This window comes from Hydrogenophaga sedimenti (assembly GCF_051857515.1).
GTDB lineage: Bacteria > Pseudomonadota > Gammaproteobacteria > Burkholderiales > Burkholderiaceae_C > Hydrogenophaga.
The window spans coordinates 51,460-65,836 of the sequence record NZ_JBPZHA010000014.1; the positions used below are offsets into that span (position 1 = coordinate 51,460).

The 14,377-nt window shown below is 68.5% G+C and carries 12 protein-coding genes; all 12 read left to right on the top strand.

The features are described 5' to 3' along the window. Positions 1–80: 80 nt before the first annotated feature. The 12 genes from ACS5NL_RS19955 to ACS5NL_RS20010 all read left to right on the top strand — a co-directional run bounded on the left by ACS5NL_RS19955 (position 81) and on the right by ACS5NL_RS20010 (position 14,368). A complete protein-coding gene (locus ACS5NL_RS19955) occupies positions 81–1,532 on the top strand; it encodes an aldehyde dehydrogenase family protein (protein WP_439355720.1) in 1,452 nt (483 codons plus the stop codon). A gap of 40 nt (positions 1,533–1,572) precedes the next feature. Further along, positions 1,573–2,541, top strand: a complete 969-nt coding sequence (locus ACS5NL_RS19960; RefSeq protein ID WP_439355721.1) for an ABC transporter substrate-binding protein — start codon at positions 1,573–1,575, stop codon at positions 2,539–2,541. 104 nt (positions 2,542–2,645) lie between these two features. After that, positions 2,646–3,692 (top strand): multiple monosaccharide ABC transporter substrate-binding protein, encoded by a 1,047-nt coding sequence (gene chvE / locus ACS5NL_RS19965; protein ID WP_439355763.1) that lies wholly within the window; start codon positions 2,646–2,648, stop codon positions 3,690–3,692. Positions 3,693–3,773: 81 nt separating this feature from the next. Beyond that, positions 3,774–5,279 carry a multiple monosaccharide ABC transporter ATP-binding protein gene (gene mmsA / locus ACS5NL_RS19970; RefSeq protein ID WP_439355764.1) on the top strand — a complete coding sequence of 502 codons (1,506 nt, stop codon included), beginning with the start codon at positions 3,774–3,776 and terminating at the stop codon, positions 5,277–5,279. Positions 5,280–5,283: 4 nt separating this feature from the next. Next, the gene (mmsB, locus tag ACS5NL_RS19975) at positions 5,284–6,489 is read left to right on the top strand and encodes a multiple monosaccharide ABC transporter permease (protein WP_439355722.1); all 1,206 of its coding nucleotides are present in this window, start codon (positions 5,284–5,286) and stop codon (positions 6,487–6,489) included. Then, entirely contained in the window at positions 6,486–8,012 is a 1,527-nt protein-coding gene (locus ACS5NL_RS19980; protein WP_439355723.1) for a sugar ABC transporter ATP-binding protein, read from the top strand. The genes mmsB and ACS5NL_RS19980 overlap by 4 nt, the downstream gene beginning before the upstream one ends. Beyond that, positions 8,005–9,051, top strand: a complete 1,047-nt coding sequence (locus ACS5NL_RS19985; protein ID WP_439355724.1) for an ABC transporter permease — start codon at positions 8,005–8,007, stop codon at positions 9,049–9,051. Before ACS5NL_RS19980 ends, ACS5NL_RS19985 begins: the two co-directional genes overlap by 8 nt. Beyond that, entirely contained in the window at positions 9,048–10,031 is a 984-nt protein-coding gene (yjfF, locus tag ACS5NL_RS19990; RefSeq protein WP_439355725.1) for a galactofuranose ABC transporter, permease protein YjfF, read from the top strand. Before ACS5NL_RS19985 ends, yjfF begins: the two co-directional genes overlap by 4 nt. 38 nt (positions 10,032–10,069) lie before the next feature. Further along, complete coding sequence (locus ACS5NL_RS19995) at positions 10,070–11,803, top strand: IlvD/Edd family dehydratase (protein ID WP_439355726.1); 1,734 nt, start codon at positions 10,070–10,072, stop codon at positions 11,801–11,803. Between the two features lie 7 nt (positions 11,804–11,810). Next, positions 11,811–12,743, top strand: a complete 933-nt coding sequence (locus tag ACS5NL_RS20000) for a dihydrodipicolinate synthase family protein (protein ID WP_439355727.1) — start codon at positions 11,811–11,813, stop codon at positions 12,741–12,743. After that, on the top strand, positions 12,744–13,727 hold the full coding sequence (locus ACS5NL_RS20005) for a 2-dehydro-3-deoxygalactonokinase (RefSeq protein ID WP_439355728.1): 984 nt from the start codon (positions 12,744–12,746) through the stop codon (positions 13,725–13,727). Beyond that, a complete protein-coding gene (locus ACS5NL_RS20010) occupies positions 13,724–14,368 on the top strand; it encodes a 2-dehydro-3-deoxy-6-phosphogalactonate aldolase (protein WP_439355729.1) in 645 nt (214 codons plus the stop codon). Before ACS5NL_RS20005 ends, ACS5NL_RS20010 begins: the two co-directional genes overlap by 4 nt. The last annotated feature ends 9 nt before the right edge of the window (positions 14,369–14,377 follow it).

Sequence of the window (14,377 nt, forward strand, 5' to 3'; positions counted from 1 at the left end):
TTTTCTCCTAAAAATGATTGGATTGATATCAAAAAGCTTCATAGACTGCCGGCGCAACACACACACAAGGCACCGACGTCATGAAGCACGGCGAAATCCGACACCAACCGCGACACCTCATCAATGGTCGCTGGGTGATTGGCGCCACCACCGGCATCAGCACCAACCCCTCGGACACGCGGGAGGTGGTGGCCGAGTTCGCCCGCGCCGACCGCAACCAGACCGAGCTGGCGATCGCCGCCGCCGCCGATGCCCTGCCGCAGTGGAGCCTGAGCACGCCGCAGCGCCGCGCCGATGCGCTGGACCAGGTGGGCAGCGAGCTGCTGGCGCGCAAGGAGGAGCTGGGCGAACTGCTGGCGCGCGAGGAAGGCAAGACCCTGCCCGAGGCGATTGCCGAAGTCGCTCGCGCCGGCAACATCTTCAAGTTCTTCGCCGGCGAGGCCTTGCGCATCCAGGGTGAGACCATGGCCTCGGTGCGCCCGGGTGTGCAGGTCGACATCACCCGCGAGCCGGTCGGCGTGGTGGCGATCATCGCGCCCTGGAACTTCCCGTTCGCGATCCCGGCCTGGAAGATCGCGCCGGCGCTGGCCTACGGCAACACCGTGGTGTTCAAGCCGGCCGAGCTGGTGCCGGCCTGCGGCTGGGCGCTGGCGGAGATCCTCAGCCGCTGCGGCTTGCCCGCCGGCACCTTCAACCTCATCATGGGCAGCGGCCGCGAGGTCGGCCAGACCCTGGTCGAGCACCCGCGCGTGAACGCGATCAGCTTCACCGGCTCGGTGCCCACCGGGCGCCGCATCCTCACGGCCACCGCCGCGCGCCAGGCCAAGGTGCAGCTGGAGATGGGCGGCAAGAACCCGCTGGTCGTGCTGGCCGACGCCGACCTGGACCAGGCGGTCGACTGCGCGCTGCAGGGCTCCTACTTCTCCACCGGACAGCGGTGCACCGCGTCGAGCCGCCTGATCGTGGACGCGCCGGTGCACGACGAATTCGTGGCGCGCCTGACGCGCCGGCTGCAAGCCCTCAAGGTCGGGCACGCGCTGACGCGCGGCACCGAGATGGGCCCGGTGGTCGACGGCGGGCAGCTGGAACAGAACCAGTCCTACATGGCGATCGCGGCGAACGAAGGCGCGCAGCATGTCTGGGGCGGGGAGCTGCTGGACAGCGACACCCCGGGGCACTACATGCGCCCGGCCCTGTGGCTGGCCGAACCGCAGCACCGCATCGCCCGCGAAGAAATCTTCGGCCCCATCGCCTGCGTGCTGCGCGCCGACGGCTACGAGCACGCCCTGTCGCTGGCCAACGACACGCCCTTCGGGCTGTGCGCCGGCCTCTGCACCACCTCGCTCAAGCACGCGATGCATTTCCGTCGCCACGCGCAGGTGGGCATGACCATGGTGAACCTGCCGACCGCCGGCGTGGATTTCCATGTTCCGTTCGGCGGGCGCAAAGACTCCAGCCACGGATCCCGCGAACAAGGCCGCTACGCGGCGGAGTTCTACACCACCGTCAAGACCGGCTACATGCTGGCCTGACCGCTTCCGCTTTCACCACCCCAAACAGGAGACAGACACCATGAAACGCATTCAGCGCCGCACCCTGGTCGCCACCCTGGCGACCGCTTCCCTGGCCGTTCTGCTGCCGGCCACCGCGTTCGCCCAGAAGCCCCTCGTGCTGGGCTTCAGCCAGGTCGGTGCCGAGAGCGAATGGCGCACCGCCAACACCGAGTCGGTCAAGGCCTCGGCCAAGGAAGCCGGCATCGACCTGAAGTTCTCCGACGCGCAGCAGAAGCAGGAAAACCAGATCAAGGCCATCCGCAGCTTCATCGCGCAGAAGGTCGACGTGATCGCGTTCTCGCCGGTGGTGGAGTCGGGCTGGGAAATGGTGCTGCGCGAAGCCAAGGCCGCCAAGATCCCGGTGGTGCTCACCGACCGCTCGGTCAACGTCAAGGACGACTCCCTGTATGTGTCCTTCCTGGGCTCCGACTTCGTGGAAGAGGGCCGCAAGGCCGGGCGCTGGCTGGTCGAGAAGACGAAGGGCCAGAGCGGCACCGTCAACATCGTCGAGCTGCAGGGCACGGTGGGCTCCGCGCCCGCCATCGACCGCAAGAAGGGCTTCGAGGAAATCATCAAGGCCGACCCGAAGTTCAAGATCGTGCGCTCGCAGACCGGTGACTTCACCCGCGCCAAGGGCAAGGAAGTCATGGAAGCCTTCCTCAAGGCCGAGGGCAAGAACATCAACGTGCTCTACGCGCACAACGACGACATGGCGATCGGCGCGATCCAGGCCATCGAGGAAGCCGGCCTCAAGCCCGCCAAGGACATCACCATCATCTCGGTGGACGCGGTCAAGGGCGCCTTCGAAGCCATGATCGCCGGCAAGATGAACGTCAGCGTCGAGTGCAGCCCGCTGCTGGGCCCGCAGCTCATGCAGATCGTCAAGGACGTCAAGGCCGGCAAGCCCGTGCCCAAGCGCATCGTGACCCAGGAAGGCATCTTCCCGATGGAAACCGCCGCACAGGAGTTCCCCAAGCGCAAGTACTGATCACCCGTCACACACCCGGCACCCACAACAACAGATCTGCCGCGCGGACCACCGCGCGGCATCCACCCCAGGAGACCCACTTGAACACCACCAACCGCCGCCACATCCTCTGCGCCGTCGCGCTGGCCGCCGCCACCCTCACCACCGGCGCACTGGCGCAGGACAAAGGCACCATTGGCATCTCCATGCCCACCAAATCGTCCGCGCGCTGGATTGCCGACGGCGACAACATGGTCAAGGTCCTCAAGGACCGCGGCTACAAGACCGACCTGCAGTACGCCGACGACGACATCCCCAACCAGTTGGCCCAGGTCGAGAACATGATCACCAAGGGCGTGAAGGTGCTGGTGATCGCCTCGATCGACGGCACCACGCTGTCCAAGGCGCTGCAGAACGCGGCCGACAAGGGCGTCAAGGTCATCGCCTACGACCGCCTGATCAAGGGCAGCAAGAACGTCGACTACTACGCCACCTTCGACAACTTCCAGGTCGGTGTGCAGCAGGCGACCTCCATCGTCGACAAGCTGGGCCTGAAGGCCGGCAAGGGCCCGTTCAACATCGAGCTGTTCGGCGGCTCGCCCGACGACAACAACGCCTTCTTCTTCTACGACGGCGCCATGAGCGTGCTCAAGCCCTACATCGACAGCGGCAAGCTGGTGGTGCGCAGCAAGCAGATGGGCATGGACAAGGTCGGCACGCTGCGCTGGGACGGCGCCGTGGCGCAGGCCCGCATGGACAACCTGCTGTCGGCCTTCTACGGCAAGGACAAGGTCCACGCCGTGCTCAGCCCCTACGACGGCCTGTCGATCGGCATCCTGTCCTCGCTCAAGGGCGTCGGCTACTGCACCGCGCAGCAGCCCTGCCCGGTGGTCAGCGGCCAGGACGCCGAAGTGCCTTCGGTCAAGTCCATCCTCAAGGGCGAGCAGTACTCGACCATCTTCAAGGACACGCGTGAGCTGGCCAAGGTCACGGCCAACATGGTGGACGCCACGCTCTCGGGCAAGCAGCCCGAGATCAACGACACCAAGACCTACAACAACGGCGTGAAGGTGGTGCCCAGCTACCTGCTCAAGCCGGTGCCGGTCGACGCGAGTAACTGGAAGAAGGTGCTGGTCGACAGCGGCTACTACAAGGAGTCGCAGGTCAAGTAAGCAGCGACCGCAGGGGGCCTCCGTCCGGTGGCCCCCGACGCGTTGCGCACCGAGGATTCCGCTTTGCAAACCCTTCTGGAGATGCGGTCCATCCGCAAGACCTTTCCCGGCGTGGTCGCCCTCAACCAGGTGAACCTGCGCGTGCGCGCCGGCGAGATCCACGCGCTCGTGGGCGAAAACGGGGCCGGCAAGTCGACGCTGATGAAGGTGCTCTCGGGCGTGTACCCCACCGGCAGCTACACCGGCGAGATCCTGTTCGACGGCCAGGAGCGCCACTTCAAAGGCATCCACGACAGCGAGCAGCTGGGCATCATCATCATCCACCAGGAGCTGGCGCTGGTGCCGCTGCTGTCGATCACCGAAAACGTGTTCCTCGGCAACGAGGTCGCGCAGCGCGGCGTGATCGACTGGATGGCGGCCCACCGGCAGACGCAGGACCTGCTGCGCAAGGTGGGTCTGAAGGAATCGCCATCGACCCTGATCACCGACATGGGCGTGGGCAAGCAGCAGCTGGTGGAGATCGCCAAGGCGCTGTCCAAGCAGGTCCGGCTGCTGATCCTGGACGAGCCCACCGCCAGCCTGAACGAAAACGACAGCCAGGCCCTGCTGGACCTGCTGCTCGAACTCAAGGGGCAGGGCATCACCTGCATCCTGATCTCGCACAAGCTCAACGAGATCGCGCGCGTGGCCGACGCGGTGACCATCCTGCGCGACGGCTCCACCGTCGAGACCATCGAATGCCGCGATGAAACGGTCAGCGAGGACCGCGTGATCCGCGGCATGGTCGGGCGCGAGATGGCCGACCGCTACCCGCCGCGCACGCCCGACATCGGCGAGACCGTGTTCGAGGTGCGCGACTGGCGCGTGCACCACCCGCAACACGCCGACCGCGAAGTCATCAAGGGCGTGGACCTGCATGTGAAGCGCGGCGAGATCGTCGGCATCGCCGGCCTGATGGGCGCGGGCCGCACCGAGTTCGCCATGAGCGTCTTTGGCCGCGCCTGGGGCCAGCGCATCAGCGGCGAAGTCCGGCTGCACGGCAAGCCGATCGACGTCGGCACGGTCGGCAAGGCGGTGGCCCACGGCCTGGCCTACGTCACCGAAGACCGCAAGGGCAACGGCCTGGTGCTGGCCGAAGACATCCAGTTCAACACCTCGCTGGCCAACCTGGGCGCGGTCTCGCGCGCGGGTGTCATCGACGACGGCCGCGAGTACGGCGTGGCCCAGGGCTACCGCGAGAAGCTGCGCATCCGCAGCGCCGGCGTGAACCAGAAGACCGTCAACCTCTCGGGCGGCAACCAGCAGAAGGTGGTGCTCAGCAAATGGCTGTTCACCAACCCCGAGGTGCTCATCCTCGACGAGCCCACGCGCGGCATCGACGTGGGCGCCAAGTACGAGATCTACACCCTGATCGCCCAGCTCGCGGCCGAAGGGAAGTGCGTGATCGTGATCTCTTCCGAAATGCCCGAACTGCTGGGCCTGTCCGACCGCATCTACGTCATGAACGAAGGCCGCTTCGTCGCCGAGATGCCGGTCGCCGAGGCCTCGCAGGAAAAGATCATGCGCGCGATCGTCACCAGCCACTGACCCCATGGACCAGCCCACCACCGCCCCCACTCCCGCCGCTTCGGCCCCTGGCCGTCCGGCCCTGGACTTCCTCAAGCACAACTTCCGCGAATACGGAATGCTGATCTCGCTGGTCGCGATCATGGCCTTCTTCCAGGTCATGACCGACGGCACGCTGATGCAGCCGCTGAACCTGACCAACCTGGTGCTGCAGAACAGCTACATCGTCATCATGGCGCTGGGCATGCTGCTGGTCATCGTGGCCGGCCACATCGATCTTTCGGTCGGCTCCGTCTGCGGCTTCATCGGCGCGCTGGCGGCGGTGCTGATGGTCAACTACGAATGGCACTTCGTGCCGGCCACGCTGGTGTGCCTGGTCACCGGCGCGGTGATCGGCGCCGCGCAGGGCTGGTTCGTCGCCTTCTTCCGCATCCCCTCGTTCATCGTCACGCTGGCGGGCATGCTGGTGTTCAAGGGCCTGGCGCTGGCGCTGCTGCAGGGGCAGTCGGTCGGGCCGTTCCCCGAGTCGTTCCAGAAGCTCAGCTCGGGCTTCATCCCCGACCTGTTCAGCGAAGAGGGCCTGCGCCTGACCTCGCTGCTGATCGGCGTGGTGGCGGCGGCGCTGCTGGCCCTGTCCACACTGCGCGCCCGGCGCAACCAGCTGCGCCACGGCATCGACACCGAACCGCTGGCGCTGTTCGCGATCAAGCTGGCCGTGTTCGCCGGCCTGCTGGTCTTTTTCGGCTACATGATGGCCTCGTACAAGGGGCTGCCCAATGTGCTGATCGTGATGGCGCTGCTGATCGTGGCCTTCGACTTCGTCACCGCGCGCACCGTGCTGGGCCGGCGCATCTATGCGCTGGGCGGCAACGAGAAGGCCGCCAAGCTCTCGGGCATCAAGACCGAACGGCTGAGCTTCTACACCTTCGTGAACATGGGCGTGCTCGCCGCGCTGGCGGGGCTGATCTTCGCGGCGCGCCTGAACACCGCCACGCCCAAGGCGGGCCTGGGCTTCGAACTGGACGTGATCGCCGCCTGCTTCATCGGCGGGGCCTCGGCCTCCGGCGGCGTGGGCAAGGTGATGGGCGCGGTGATCGGCGCTTTCATCATGGGCGTGATGAACAACGGCATGTCGATCATGGGCGTCGGCATCGACTACCAGCAGGTCATCAAGGGCCTGGTGCTGCTGGCCGCCGTGTTCGTCGACGTCTACAACAAGAACAAGGCATGAGCATGCCGACGAGCTCACCGCTGCTGCAGCTCTCGGGCGTGGGCATGCGCTTCGGGCGCTCCACCGTGCTGCAGGAGGTCGGGCTGCGCCTGTTTTCCGGCGAGGTGCATGCGCTGATGGGGCAGAACGGGGCGGGCAAGTCCACCCTGATCAAGGTGCTGACCGGCGTGGTGGCGCCCACCGTGGGCGACATGCGGCTGGGCGGGCGCTCCGGCTGGCCCGGTTCGCCGCTGCAGTCCCAGCAGCAGGGCATCAGCACCGTGTACCAGGAGGTCAATCTCTGCCCCAACCTCACGGTGGCCGAGAACATCTTTGCAGGGCGTTACCCGCGCCACGGCTGGTGGCAGGGTGGCCGCATCGACTGGGCCGCGACCCGCGAACAGGCGCGGCGTCTGCTGGCCCGGGTGGGCCTGGACATCGATGTGACGCGGCGGCTGTCCGACTACCCGGTGGCGATCCAGCAGCTGGTGGCGATCGCGCGCGCCCTGGGCATCGATGCCCGGGTGCTGATCCTCGACGAGCCGACGTCCAGTCTCGACGACGGCGAAGTGCAGGGGCTGTTCGAGGTGCTGCGGCGGCTGCGCGACGAGGGCATGGCGATCCTGTTCGTCACCCACTTCCTGGACCAGGTCTACGCGTTGGCCAACCGCATCACGGTGCTGCGCAACGGCCGCTGGATCGGGGAATGGCCGACGCCGGACCTGCCCCCGCAGGCGCTGATCGAAGCGATGGTGGGCCGCGAGCTGGGTCCGGCGACCGCCGGCCCGGGCCCCGGGTCCACCGGCGGCGAGCAGGTGCCCGCGCTGCTGCAGGCCGAAGGTCTGGGCCGCACGGGCAGCATCCAGCCCACCGACCTGGCGATCCGCCCGGGCGAAGTGCTGGGCATCGCCGGCCTGCTGGGCGCGGGTCGCACCGAGCTGGCGCGGCTGCTGTTCGGCCTGGACCGGCCCGACGCCGGCGTGCTGCGCGTGCGGGGCGAGGTCATGCGGTTTTCCAACCCGGTCGACGCCATCGCCCACGGCCTGGCGATGTGTCCCGAGGAGCGCAAGACCGAAGGCATCTTCGCCGACCTTTCGGTGCGCGAGAACATTGCCATTGCGCTGCAGGCCATGCGCGGCATGCGCCAGCCCCTGTCGCTGGCCGAGCAGCGCGGCATGACCGAACGCTACATCGCGCTGCTGGGCATCCGCACGCCGGGCCCCGAGACGCCGGTGGGCCTGCTCTCCGGTGGCAACCAGCAGAAGGTCATCATCGCCCGCTGGCTGGCGACCGCGCCGCGCCTGCTGATCCTGGACGAACCCACGCGCGGCATCGACGTGGCGGCCAAGCAGGAGATCATGGACCAGATCCTGCGCCTGGCGGCGCAGGGCATGGCGGTGGTCTTCATCTCGTCGGAGATGAGCGAGGTGGTCCGGGTGTCGCACCGCATCCTGGTGCTGCGCGACCGGCGGCCGATCGGCGAACTGCCCGCCGGCAGCAGCGAAGACGCCGTCTACGAACTGATTGCGAACGAGCATGCCTGAATCTTCCTCTCGACTGCAGGCCTGGCTGGGCCATCGCCTCACCTGGCCACTGGTCACGCTGGCCCTGCTGCTGCTGGTCAACGTGGTCGCCAACGGCCGCTTCCTGCACATCGAGTGGCGCGACGGCCACCTCTACGGCAGCCTGATCGACATCCTCAACCGCGCGGCACCGCTGATCCTGGTGTCGCTGGGCATGACCCTGGTGATCGCGATGCGCGGCATCGACATTTCCGTCGGTGCGGTGGTCGCCATTTCGGCCGCGGTCGCCGCCTGGATGATCGGCGGTTCGGTCGACGGCGCCACCACGCGGCTGCCGATGGGCGTGGCCGTGGCCGGCGCGCTGGCCGTGGCCACGCTGTGTGGCGTGTGGAACGGGCTGCTGGTCGCGGGCATCGGCATGCAGCCGATCATCGCGACCCTGATCCTCATGGTGGCGGGCCGCGGCGTGGCCCAGCTCATCACCGACGGCCAGATCATCACGGTCTATTACCAGCCCTATTTCTTCATCGGCGGCGGGTACCTGCTGGGGCTGCCGTTCTCGCTGTTTGTCTGGGTCGGGGTGATGGCCCTGCTGGCGCTGCTGCTCTACCGCACCCCGCTGGGCCTGTTCGTGCAGGCGGTGGGCGTCAACCCCTCGGCCGCGCGGGTGGCCGGCATCCGCTCGCGCCTGCTCACCGCCGCCGCCTACGTGTTCTGCGGCTTCTGCGCCGGCGTCGCCGGTCTGCTGATCAGCTCGAACGTCAAGAGCGCGGACGGCAACAACGCCGGCCAGCTGATGGAGCTGGACGCCATCCTGGCGGTCACGCTGGGCGGCACCTCGCTGGCCGGTGGCCGCTTCAGCCTGGCCGGGACCCTGATCGGCGCGCTCATCATCCAGACCCTCACCTATGCGATCTATTCGCTGGGGGTGCCGCCCGAGATCAATCTGGTGGTCAAGGCCGCGGTGGTGTTCGTGGTGATGCTGCTGCAGTCGCCGGAGTTCCGCGCCCAGCTCTGGGCGCTGGCCCAGCGCCCGCCCGTCCGGGGAGCCGGCGCATGACGCACAAGACGACCTCCCTGTCCCGGCTGGACCTGCGCTTTCTGCCGCTGCTGGCCACGATCGCGCTGTTCCTGCTGATGGTGCTGGCCGGTGCCTGGCGCTACACCGGGTTCTTCTCGCCCCAGGTGTTTCTCAACCTGCTGATCGACAACGCCTTCCTGCTGATCGTCGCGACCGGCATGAGCTTCGTGATCCTCAGCGGCGGCATCGACCTGTCGGTGGGATCGGTGGTGGCGCTCTCGACCATGGTGCTGGCCTCGCTGGTGGAACACCACGGCTGGTCGCCGCTGCCCGCGATCGCCCTGGTGCTGCTCATGGGGCTGGGTTTCGGTGCCTTCATGGGCTTCCTGATCGAGCGCTTCCGGCTGCAGCCCTTCATCGTCACGCTGGCCGGCATGTTCCTGGCGCGGGGCCTGTGTTACCTGATCAGCATCGACTCGATCAGCATCGGCAACGAGGCCTATTCCGAGCTGGCCTACCGCCGGCTGGAGCTGGCCGACGGCGTCACGCTCAGCCTGGGTGCCATGGTCGCGCTGGCCTGCCTGCTGGTGGCCCTGTTCGTGGCGCACGGCACGGCCTTCGGCCGCACGGTCTACGCCATCGGCGGCAGCGAACACTCGGCCGTGCTGATGGGCCTGCCGGTGCGGCGCACGGTGGTGGGCGTCTACGCGATCTCCGGCCTGTGCGCGGCGCTGGGCGGCGTGGTCTTCACCTTCTACATGCTCTCGGGCTACGGCCTGCACGCCGTCGGCATGGAGCTCGACGCGATCGCCGCCGTGGTCATCGGCGGCACGCTGCTGACCGGCGGCGTGGGCTACATCTTCGGCACGCTGTTCGGCGTGCTCACCCTGGGCCTGATCCAGACCCTGATCACCTTCGACGGCACGCTCAGCTCCTGGTGGACGCGCATCGTCGTCGGCCTGCTGCTGTTCCTGTTCTGCCTGTTGCAGCGGCTCATGGTCCGCCGCCCGGGCGCCTGACCTTCCCGACACCGCCAACCCTCACCGCCACACCCACCATGTCCGACACCCCCCGCAAGCTGCGCTCCACCCAGTGGTTCGGCAGCGCCGACAAGAACGGCTTCATGTACCGCAGCTGGATGAAGAACCAGGGCATCCCGGACCACGCGTTCGACGGCCGCCCGATCATCGGCATCTGCAACACCTGGTCCGAGCTGACGCCCTGCAACGCGCACTTCCGCAAGCTGGCCGAACACGTCAAGAAGGGCGTGCTCGAGGCGGGCGGCTACCCGGTCGAGTTCCCGGTGTTCTCCAACGGCGAGTCCAACCTGCGGCCGACCGCCATGCTCACGCGCAACCTGGCCTCGATGGACGTCGAGGAAGCGATCCGCGGCAACCCGATCGACGCGGTGGTGCTGCTGGTGGGCTGCGACAAGACCACGCCCGCGCTGCTGATGGGCGCGGCCAGCTGCGACGTGCCGGCCATCGTGGTGACCGGCGGGCCGATGCTCAACGGCAAGCTCGACGGCAAGAACATCGGCTCGGGAACGGCCGTGTGGCAGCTGCACGAATCGCTCAAGGCGGGCGAGATCAACATGCACCAGTTCCTCGCGGCCGAGGGCGGCATGTCGCGCTCGGCCGGCACCTGCAACACCATGGGCACGGCCTCCACCATGGCCTGCATGGCCGAGGCGCTCGGCACCTCGCTGCCGCACAACGCCGCGATCCCCGCGGTCGACGCGCGCCGCTACGTGCTGGCCCACATGTCGGGCCAGCGCATCGTGCAGATGGCGCACGAAGACCTGCGCCTGTCCAAGATCCTGACCCGTGAGGCGTTTGAAAACGCGATCCGCACCAATGCGGCCATCGGCGGTTCGACCAACGCGGTGATCCATCTAAAGGCGATTGCCGGGCGCATCGGCGTGAACCTGGAGCTGGACGACTGGACCCGCATCGGCAAGGGCACGCCGACCGTGGTCGACCTGCAGCCTTCGGGCCGCTTCCTGATGGAGGAGTTCTATTACGCCGGTGGCCTGCCGGCGGTGCTGCGCCGCCTGGGCGAAAACAAGCTGCTGCCGCACCCCGACGCACTCACCGTCAACGGAAAGAGCCTGTGGGAGAACGTGCGCGAAGCCCCGCAGTACAACGACGAGGTGATCCGCCCGCTGGACAACCCGCTGGTGCCCGATGGCGGCATCTGCGTGCTGCGCGGCAACCTGGCGCCGCGCGGCGCGGTGCTCAAGCCCTCGGCCGCCTCGCCCCACCTGTTGAAACACCGCGGCCGCGCCGTGGTGTTCGAGACCCTGGAGCACTACAAGGAGCGCATCGTCGACGAAGACCTGGACATCGACGAGACCTGCGTGATGGTGCTCAAGAACTGTGGTCCCATGGGCTACCCCGGCATGGCCGAGGTCGGCAACATGGGCCTGCCGCCCAAGCTGCTGCGCCGGGGCATCAAGGACATGGTGCGCATCTCCGACGCGCGCATGAGCGGCACCGCCTACGGCACCGTGGTGCTGCACGTGGCGCCCGAGGCCGCGGCCGGCGGCCCGCTGGCGGCCGTGCGCGACGGCGACTTCATCGAACTCGACTGCACCACCGGCCGCCTGCACCTGGACATCAGCGACGAAGAACTGGCCGCGCGCCTGGCCGCGGTGAAGCCGCCGGAACACGCGATGCAGGGCGGCTACCAGCGGCTCTACGTCAACCACGTGCTGCAGGCTGACCAGGGCTGCGACTTCGAATTCCTCGTCGGCTGCCGCGGCTCCGCGGTGCCCCGCCATTCCCACTGAAACGACCATGACCGCCTCTGCCCGCGCGCCGCGTTACCGCGGCATCTTTCCGGTGGTGCCCACCACCTTCACCGACTCCGGTGAACTCGATCTGGCCAGCCAGAAGCGCTGCCTCGATTTCATGATCGACGCCGGGGTCGACGGCCTGTGCATCCTGGCCAATTTCTCCGAGCAGTTCTCGCTCTCGGACGATGAGCGCGAGATCCTCACCCGCACCTGCCTCGAACACGTGGCCGGCCGCGTGCCGGTGATCGTCACCACCACGCACTACGGCACCCGCGTCTGCGCCGAACGCAGCCGCCGCGCGCAGGACATGGGCGCCGCGATGGTGATGGTCATGCCGCCCTACCACGGTGCCACCTTCCGCGTGCCCGAGGCGCAGATTGTCGAGTTCTATGCGCGCGTGTCCGATGCGATCGGCATTCCCATCATGGTGCAGGACGCGCCGGCCAGCGGCACGGTGCTGTCCGCGCCCCTGCTCGCGCGCATGGCGCAGGAGATCGAGCAGCTCGCGTACTTCAAGATCGAGGTGCCGGGCGCCGCGAGCAAGCTGCGCGAGCTGATCCGCCTCGGCGGCGACGCCATCGAAGGCCCCTGGGACGGCGAAGAAGCCATCACCTTGCTGGCCGACCTCGACGCGGGCGCGACCGGCGCCATGACCGGCGGCGGTTTCCCCGACGGCATCCGCCCGATCCTCGAAGCGCACCGCAACGGCCACGTCAACCGCGCCTTCGAGCTCTACCAGCGCTGGCTGCCGCTGATCAACCACGAGAACCGCCAGGGCGGCATCCTGACCGCCAAGGCGCTGATGAAAGAGGGCGGCGTGATCGCCTGCGAAGCAGGACGCCATCCGTTCCCGCCCATGCACCCCGAGGTGCGGCGCGGCCTGATCGACATCGCGCGCCGGCTGGACCCTCTGGTCTTGCGCTGGGGAACCTGAATGCGCGAAGACACTGCGCTGATCGCGCTGGACTGGGGCACCAGCTCGCTGCGCGCCTACGCCATGGGCGAGGGTGGGGCGGTGCTGGAGACGCGGCGCAGCGAACACGGCGTGATGCACCTGCCCACCGGTCCCGGCATCGACACACCGGCGGCGGCCTTCGAGGCCACGCTGCAGGGGTTGTGTGGCGACTGGCTCACGGCCCATCCGGACACGCCGCTGATCGCCTGCGGCATGGTCGGCAGCGCCCAGGGCTGGCGCGAGGCGCGCTACCAGCCCCTGCCGGCCCGCGCCAGCGAGCTGGCCACCGCAATGACCGTGATCGAGCGCCCCGGCGGCCAGCCGCTGCACGTGGTGCCGGGCCTGCTGCAGGCCGGCGAACTGCCCAATGTGATGCGCGGCGAAGAGACCCAGATCGCGGGTGTGCTGCAGAGCCTGTCCGGCGCAGGCCAGGCTCCCACGCGGTTGCTGGTCGGTCTGCCGGGCACACACACCAAGTGGGCCTGGGTGGAGGACGGCGCCGTCGTGCGCTTCGAGACCTTCATGACCGGCGAGATCTATGCCGCGCTGTCGCAGCACACCATCCTGGGCCGCACCATGGTGCCCGGTTCGCCGCACGACGAGTCCGCGTTCGCGCGCGGCCTGCGGGTGGCGCAGTCCGCCCTGGGTTCGATGGGCGTGCTGTCGACGGTTTTCAGCGTGCGCACCCTGGGCCTCACCCGCCAGCTCGCCGGCGAGGCCCAGCCCGACTACCTCTCGGGCCTGCTGATCGGGCACGAAGTGGCCGCGCTGGCGCCGGCACTCGACGCCGGGATGCCCGTGGTGCTGTGCGGCGAGCCGGCGTTGTGCCTGCGTTACGCGACGGCGCTGGAAGCCCGGGGCCTGCCGCCGCCGGACATCCGCGCCGGTGTCACCCCGCTGGGCCTCTGGCGCATCGCGCAGGCGGCCGGCCTGACCCGAATCCCCGGATCGAATCTCCCATGACCCATTCCCTGCTGTTCCGCCAGACCCTGTCCACCCACGGCCTCATCGCCATCCTGCGCGGGGTCCGCCCCGAGGAGGCGGCCACGATCGGTCTCGCCTTGCACGCGGCCGGCATCCGCCTGATCGAGGTGCCGCTGAACTCGCCCGATCCGCTGCGCAGCATCCGCGCCCTGCGCGACGCCCTGCCGGAGGACACGCTGGTCGGCGCCGGCACGGTGCTGCGGCCAGAGTCCTGTGCCGAAATCGCCGACGCCGGCGGCCAGCTGGTCGTGATGCCACACGGCGATGCGGCCGTCATCGCGGCGGCGAAGGCCATCGGACTGGCCTGCGCTCCCGGGGTCGCCACGCCGACCGAAGCCTTCGCGGCGCTGGCGGCGGGCGCCGACGTGCTCAAGATGTTCCCGGCCGAGACGCTGGGCCCCGTGGGCCTCAAGGCCTGGCGCGCGGTGCTCACGCCGCCGGTGGCCATCGTGCCGGTCGGCGGCATCACGCCCGACAGCCTGGCTTCCTACCTCGCGGCCGGTGCCTCGGGCTTCGGGCTCGGCTCCGCGCTCTACCGCGCGGGCGACCGCGCCGACGAGGTGTCCCGCCGCGCCGCCGCGTTTGTCCTGGCCTGGCAGGCCGCGCACAGCGCCCACTGAACCACCCGC